Source organism: Sphingobium sp., assembly GCF_035511395.1.
Classification (GTDB): Bacteria; Pseudomonadota; Alphaproteobacteria; order Sphingomonadales; family Sphingomonadaceae; genus Sphingobium.
Genome location: NZ_DATKFP010000269.1, coordinates 1 through 6764 on the forward strand (window position 1 = coordinate 1; position 6764 = coordinate 6764).

General features: G+C 65.9%; 3 protein-coding genes and 1 pseudogene. All 4 read right to left on the bottom strand.

The annotated features are described in order from the left end of the window. Positions 1-2863, bottom strand: a 2863-nt coding sequence (locus VMR39_RS18840) for a UvrD-helicase domain-containing protein (protein WP_325417921.1), incomplete at its 3' end; no start/stop codon positions are given. Further along, on the bottom strand, positions 2844-5816 hold the full coding sequence (addB, locus tag VMR39_RS18845) for a double-strand break repair protein AddB (RefSeq protein WP_325417923.1): 2973 nt from the start codon (positions 5814-5816) through the stop codon (positions 2844-2846). The genes addB and VMR39_RS18840, both read right to left, overlap by 20 nt. Beyond that, positions 5809-6519 carry a nucleotidyltransferase family protein gene (locus tag VMR39_RS18850; protein WP_325417925.1) on the bottom strand — a complete coding sequence of 237 codons (711 nt, stop codon included), beginning with the start codon at positions 6517-6519 and terminating at the stop codon, positions 5809-5811. Before VMR39_RS18850 ends, addB begins: the two co-directional genes overlap by 8 nt. After that, positions 6516-6764, bottom strand: a pseudogene (locus VMR39_RS18855) (aminoglycoside phosphotransferase); the annotation flags it as partial. The gene VMR39_RS18850 and the pseudogene VMR39_RS18855, both read right to left, overlap by 4 nt.

Here is a 6764-nt window from a genome sequence, read left to right on the forward strand (position 1 = left end):
GATAGGGTACATCGTCCTCGACCGGCGCAGATGGCGCAAGCGGGCGTGGTGGGCGCGCCTCTACCGGGGCCGGCGTGCGCAGCCACGCCGGTTCGGTGATGGCCGGATGCTCCTCGGCGGTTTCCCTGTCGGCTTTCCGGGGTTGCAATTGCTCATTCCCGCGCCAACGGCGGGCTGCGCCCCAGATCGGATCGGCTTCCCACTCCGCACCGAGCGAAACCATGGCACCCTCTACCGCCGCGAACCAGCTTTCCGGCTTCACCTCGCCCTTGGCACGCGGCCCCAGCGATCCGGCAACGACCAGCTTTTCCTCTGCGCGAGTCAGCGCGACATAGAGAAGACGCCAATGTTCTCGGCGTTCCTCTTCGGCGGCTTCGTTCGCGACATCGCCGATCGGCCCCTGTCGCTCGACCTTGCGCGGGGCTAGGATCGGCAGGCCGTTCCATTCCAGCGAATCGCCGCGCTGCCCCGCATCCGGATCGGCACAGGCATCGGCCAGGATGACGATCGGCGCTTGCAATCCCTTCGCACCATGGACTGTCAGCAGGCGCAGCATGTCGCCCTGTGCTGCGGCATCGCGGACGATCTCCACCTCGCCCCGATCGAACCAGTCGATGAAGCGTTGGAGAGAGGGATGATCGTCGCTTTCGAAGGCCAATGCCGCGTTCAGCAATTCCTCGATCGGATCGGCCGCCTCTATGCCCAACCGCTCGACCAGCCGCCGACGGCCGTCGATCGGCCCGGACAAGATGGCCTCCAGATAACGATAGGGCGTGGTGAAATCGGCGGCGGAAAGCAGCCCGCGCAGCGGCGAGAGGTCGGCATCGGACAGCGTCTGGTTCAGATGCCGCCACAGCCCGGTCTTGCGACCGATAAGCCGCTGCATCAATTCGTCCTGGCTCCAGCCGATGAGCGGCGACACCAGCAGCGAGGCGAGGTTCAACTCATCTTCCGGCTGGACCGCGAACCGGAGCGCGGCCAGCAGGTCGCGCACGGCGAGCGGCGCGTTGAGGCGCAGTCGGTCGATACCGGCGACCGCCACCTTCTCCTCGTAAAGTCGTGCGACGATCAGCCGCGCCAGTTCGCTGCGGCGGCGAACAAGGATCATGATGTCGCCCGCCCGAACCGGACGCCCCCGGCTTTCGAGCATCAGCCCGCTATCGATCCATTCGCGGATCTGGCGGGCTATGCGCGTGGCGAAGGCGCGATCCTGATCGGCCGCCCAATCCTCCTCGCCATCGGTATCCTCGTTGAGGTTGGCGATGACGGGCTTCCAGAGCTGAACCTCGCCCGGATGGCGGTTCGCGCTGATATGCTGTACATCGCCCGGTTCCAGCCCCAGCCGCTCAGCGCGCAAGGTCGCAATGGTGCGGTCGACCACGTCAAGAACGGCAGGTGTCGATCGAAAACTCTGGTCCAGCGACAGGTTGAAGAAATCATGGCCGGAGCGGTCGGCGTCGCGCTGGAACAATAGTTGCGCAGCCCTGAAGTTTTCCGGGCTGGTGCCCTGAAAACCGAAGATCGCCTGTTTGAAGTCGCCCACGGTGAAGATGGTGCGAACCTTTTGCCCCTCTTCCCGCTCGGCAGTGAAAAATTCCTCCGCCAAGGTACGGACGATGCGCCATTGGGCAGCGTTGGTGTCCTGCGCCTCGTCCACCAATATATGATCGATGCGCTGATCGAGCTTGTAACGGATCCATTCGGCGATACCCTCCTGCTCCAGCAGGCGCGCCGTCCGGGCGATAAGGTCGTCAAAGTCCACCGCACCCGCCAACGCCTTGGCCTGCGCATAGTCGCGGGCATAGGCGCGCCCGGCATGGAGCGCCTGCGCGAGCAGCGCGGCATAGTCGGCGCGCAGCTTGACGGCGATCAGATCGCGGCAGCGATCGTAAAGGCGCGACGCCATCTCCAGATAGCTGTCGATCGGCGGCACCCAGCCCTTGGCATCGATCAGGTCGCCATCCGTTTTTGCCCAGGCACGGTGCAGATCGTCCAGCGTCGCCGCGCGGCCGGCCGGACCGAGAGCCCGCCAGGCGGCGATCCGGTCGCACCGTTCCAGCCCCCGCCCTTTGCCCCAACTGACATTGGCGCGGACAATCCCGTCCAGCGTCCGCATGTCGAACAGATCGTCCGAACATTGGTCTGCAAGCCATTGATCGATATCGCCTTCCGGCAAATCAAATTCTGTCGTCAACCATGGCAGAACCGCAACGGGCAGCGCATCCAGCGCATCGCCCGATCCGGCGCAACGCAGAAGGAAGCGTTCGGCGCCGCTCTCGCCCAATCGCAGGCTGAGGGCCTGTAGTGCGCCGATCAGTCGTTCGTCGCCCTGCTTCTGCGCCCGCAGGACCAGGTCGGCCAGTGTTTCGCGCGCGAGGCTGGCCTGCTCGCGCTGGTCGAGCGGGCGGAATCCAGGGGCGAGATCCGCCTCCAACGGAAAGGCGGCGAGCAATTGCTGGCAGAAACCATGGATCGTCTGAATGCGCAGCCCACCGCCGGTCGACTCCAGCACTTCCGCGAACAGGCGACGCGCCTTGTCCTGCATCTGCGGGCCGATATCCTCACCCAGCGCCATGAGATCGGCGGCGAGCGCCGGGCCATCGAGTTGGACCCAGCCCGCAAGCCGGTCATGAATGCGGTCAGCCATTTCGGCCGCACCCGCCTTGGTGAAGGTGAGGCACAGGATATTTTCCGGCCGCACGCCCTGGAGCAGCAGGCGGAAAACGCGCGCGGTGAGCACATGGGTCTTGCCCGTGCCGGCCGAGGCTGACAGCCACACATGCGCGGCAGGCGCAGCGGCGCGCGCCTGATCGTCGAGCAGGTTTTGCAAGGGGCGCGGCTTGTCAGCCATCGTCGCGGCCATACCATTCCTCCAACCGCATCAGCTGGTCATAATCGCCATAATTGGCTACTTCCGGGTTGATCTCCGCACGGAAAGGTGCGGACCCGAGCAGATAGTCGTTCGCGACAGCCTCGAACTGTTCATGGGCATGAGCGGTAAAGGCGTCGGTGACGATCTTGTCGCGCTTGCCCAGCGGATCGACCGGTCTCTCCCGATAGCCGAATTGATCGCCCTTTTTGGCGAGGGACCAATATTCGAAATCACCAGCCTTGGGCGTCAGGCCCAATCCTTCGAAACCGCCCAGTTCGGCAATGACGCCGAGCAGCCCAAGTTGCAGGGCAAAGCCTGCCTTGACCTGCCGCGCGCTTGGCGGCTTGCCGGTCTTGTAGTCGATTATCCCGATCTGGCCATTGGTCAAGCGGTCGATGCGGTCGGCCTTGCCCATCAGGGTCACGCCGGCAACCTCGGCTCGCCCCTCCTGCTCGACCGCCATGATGGTGCGACCTTCGGTCTTGTCCTTCGCCACTTCGGCGGCGATCCAGCGGATCGCCTCGATCAGGCGTGGTTGCCACAGGGCGCGAAGCAGCGGATGCACTTCGGGCCGCTCGAACATGGCCCTTGCGCGGGCTTCAAGATCGGCGGGATCGAACCGCTTTTCCTCGGCCCATTGCTGGAGAATTTCATGCACGGCGGTCCCGCGCCACGCCGGGCCGGCATCGGCATCAACGGGATCAAGCCGCGCGAGCCGCAGGATGCGCCGGGCGTAGAAGGCATAGGGGTCGGCCTTCAGCCGGTCGACGTCCGTGACGGGGATCAGCCTGGGGCGCACTGCCGCAGGTGGCACCGGCGAAGGTCGACGCTCCGGGATATGGGTATGCGGTCGGTCGATCACCTGCGCCAAAAGGGCATAGCGGTCTGCCGTCCTCCACTGCGGTCCAGCCATCGCCTTCAGGCGCAACCAGAAGCGGGATGCGACGGCCGGCCCGCTGCTGCCGCGCCGGGCGCGGGTGATGAGAACATTTGGAGCGCCAAGCGCGCTTGCAAAATCATGCGCGGCAAGTCCGATACGGCTCTCCAGCCCCGGCAGACCGAGTTCGCGGCGCACGCGCGGCGCGAGCCAGGGATCGGGAGCGGGCAGCCCCGGCCATGTGCCCTCATTCAGGCCGCCCAGGATCATGAGGTCGGCTTGGGCGAGCCGTGCCTCGATCAACCCCATGATCGCGACACGGGGGTGGCCGCCCTGCGGTGGGCGGACCGCTACGCCGGCAAGCATATGATCCAGCAGCAGTGGTAGCGCGCGGACATCCGCCTGCCGCGGCCCTTCCGAAGCGAAGGCTTCCATTTCGGCGAAGATATCGGCGGCGGCATGACCCTGATGACCCGACCAGACCATGTCGCCCGACAGCGCGCCGGCCTGCGTCCGGATCATACCCAACTGCCCCGCTAGGTCGGACGCGATGCGGGCGCCATTCTCCAGCGGTTCGAGCAGCGCGCGTGCGGTGGGCCACCAGGCACGAACCTCGTCACGCAGCCGCCTTTCCCGATCATCGTCGCCGCGCGGTGCGAGGAGAAGGTCGATGCCCATCAGTCCCGCTTGCGGGCGCGGGCCGCGCAGCAACAGATCCAGTCCGCGCACGCCGTCGAGCCAGGCAAGGCGGCCTTCGCCGCGCATGACTAGCGGATGCTTGATCAGAGTCAGCAGCGATACGGGAGAGAAGCGTTCGGCCACCGCCTCCGCCATGGCGATCAGGAGCGTGCCGGGCGGCAGGCGTGATAGCGGCAGGCCGGCGGAATCGTCCGCCTCTATGCCCCAGCGGCGCAGATGCGCCGATACGCGCGTCGCGAGTTGCCGGTCGGGCGTGACGAGCGCGGCCGTCCGCTCGGGCGTTTCCAGCGCCTCGCGCAGGGCAATGGCTATGGCCTGCGCCTCCTCGCCGGGGGTGGCGACTTCCAGCGCTTCCACGCCGCCGAGCGACCGGTCAGCGGTCTTCAGGTCACGCCAGCGGCTTGTCAGGCGCGGCGGCAGCATCGCGTTGGAGATGTTGCGCCCCCGCACGGCGCGCGCGTCATGCTCGCTCCCCCAGCGCCATTGGGCGACATCCTCTCGCGTGGCGCTCATACGATCGAGCAGATGCTTGAGCGCATATTGGGGGTGAGTTTCATGCGGTGCGGGCGCGCGACCAGTGATAGGGTCCGGATCGAACGGGCCGATGGCGTTCCAGCCATCCTCGTCCATATTTTGATCCAGCCCGGCGAAGATGACCATGCCATCGGGCATCTCGGCGATCCGCCGCAAAAGCCGAGCGACGGCCGGCGCAGTGGTCGAAATACCGGCCGCGACGACGAAACCGGAAGGCGGAGCTTCAGCCCAGCGCGCAGCAAGGCGATCAAACAGACGGTTGCGGCGGTCGGCCAGATCGATGCAGCCAAGGCGAGCCATTTCGGCCGGCCAACGCGACAGGAGGATTTCGAACAGCGCCAGCGACGCCTGCCAATGGCTGGATAGCTCCGCCGACAGGTTGAGGTCGCGGAGCGCATGGAGCGGAACCTGCTCCACCTGCATCTGGTCCAGCACACTGCCCAGCGCCTGACCCAGTTGCAAGGCCAGCGCTGCGTCCGTGCCGGGCTTCACATCCTGCACCATGCGCGCCAGGATCATCTGCCGTCGCACCGGCGCGATGGCGGGTGGCAGCGGTTCGCCTTCGCCGAGGGGATCGAGCGCGCTGCCGACCTGCTCGCCCAGGTCGGGGTCGCCGATGGTCACCAGCCGGGGCAGAAGCAGGCCGCCTTTGGACTGGCGAACGAAAGCGTCGCGGACTGCCCTGACTGCGCGGTTGCTGGGCAACAGGACCATACCCTGCGCCAGGGCGCGTATATCCTCGCCATGGCGCGCTAACATGCCTGTCACCAGTGCATCGGCAAAGGCGCGATGCGCTGGAATGGTGTAGAGTGCCGGACGCGTCCGATCACCCATGGGTCAGGATCGACTCCACCACGGGAATCGCCTGCGGCGTGCCGACGTCGAACCACAGCCCCTGATGGGAAACGCCGTAGAGACGCCCGGCCTCTATCGCGCGGTTCCAGAAGATATTCGTGGAGAAGACATCCGACGGCGGATCGCGTAGCACCGCCGGCGATATGATCTGGACCCCGGTATAGACGAAGGGCGCGACATGCGCCGACTTGCGCCGGGTCAGGCGGCCATTGGCGTCCATATGAAAGTCGCCCGGCCCCTTGTGGCAATAGGCGCGCGCCAGGGGCACCAGCAGCAGCAGCGCATCCATGCGCTCGGGATCCCACAGCCGCCGCATCATGCCCATCGTTTCCTGCGGACCGTCGATCCACAGATTGTCGCTATTGGCGCAGATGATCGGATTGTCGCCGAGCAGCGGCTTCGCCTGAATGAGGCCGCCGCCCGTCTCCAGCAGTTTGGCGCGTTCGTCGGAAATGGCGAACGCCATCTCTCCCTTGCGGGCGCGCAGATGCGCTTCGACGGTGTCGGCGAGATAATGGACATTGACCACGACCTTGCGGATGCCGCCCGCTTCCAACCGGTCCAGCACATGGTCCATCAATGCCTTGCCCGCGACCTTGACCAGCGGCTTAGGCCGGGTGGCGGTGAGCGGACGCATTCGCTTGCCAAGGCCGGCGGCCATAAGCATCGCCGTGTCGATCATTCGGGGGCGAACTCCTGGAGCGCATGATGGCGCTTGTCGGTGGGAATGTTGGCTGCGAACCATTGGGCCACGGGGGCGAGTGCGGGATGGGCGAGATCACGTTCCAGCAAATCCCACATGCGCGGCAGGTAGGACAGGTAGCGCGGTTTGCCGTCGCGCTTCCAGAGACGCGTAAAGATACCGATGATCTTGGCGTTACGCTGCGCGCCAAGAACAGCATAGGCAGCGTCGAAGTCGGCTGGTGG

Bases quoted from the DNA above. Each gene is read 5' to 3' on its own strand.
- addB (WP_325417923.1), bottom strand. From the start codon at position 5,816: ATGGGTGATCGGACGCGTCCGGCACTCTACACCATTCCAGCGCATCGC.
- VMR39_RS18850 (WP_325417925.1), bottom strand. From the start codon at position 6,519: ATGATCGACACGGCGATGCTTATGGCCGCCGGCCTTGGCAAGCGAATG.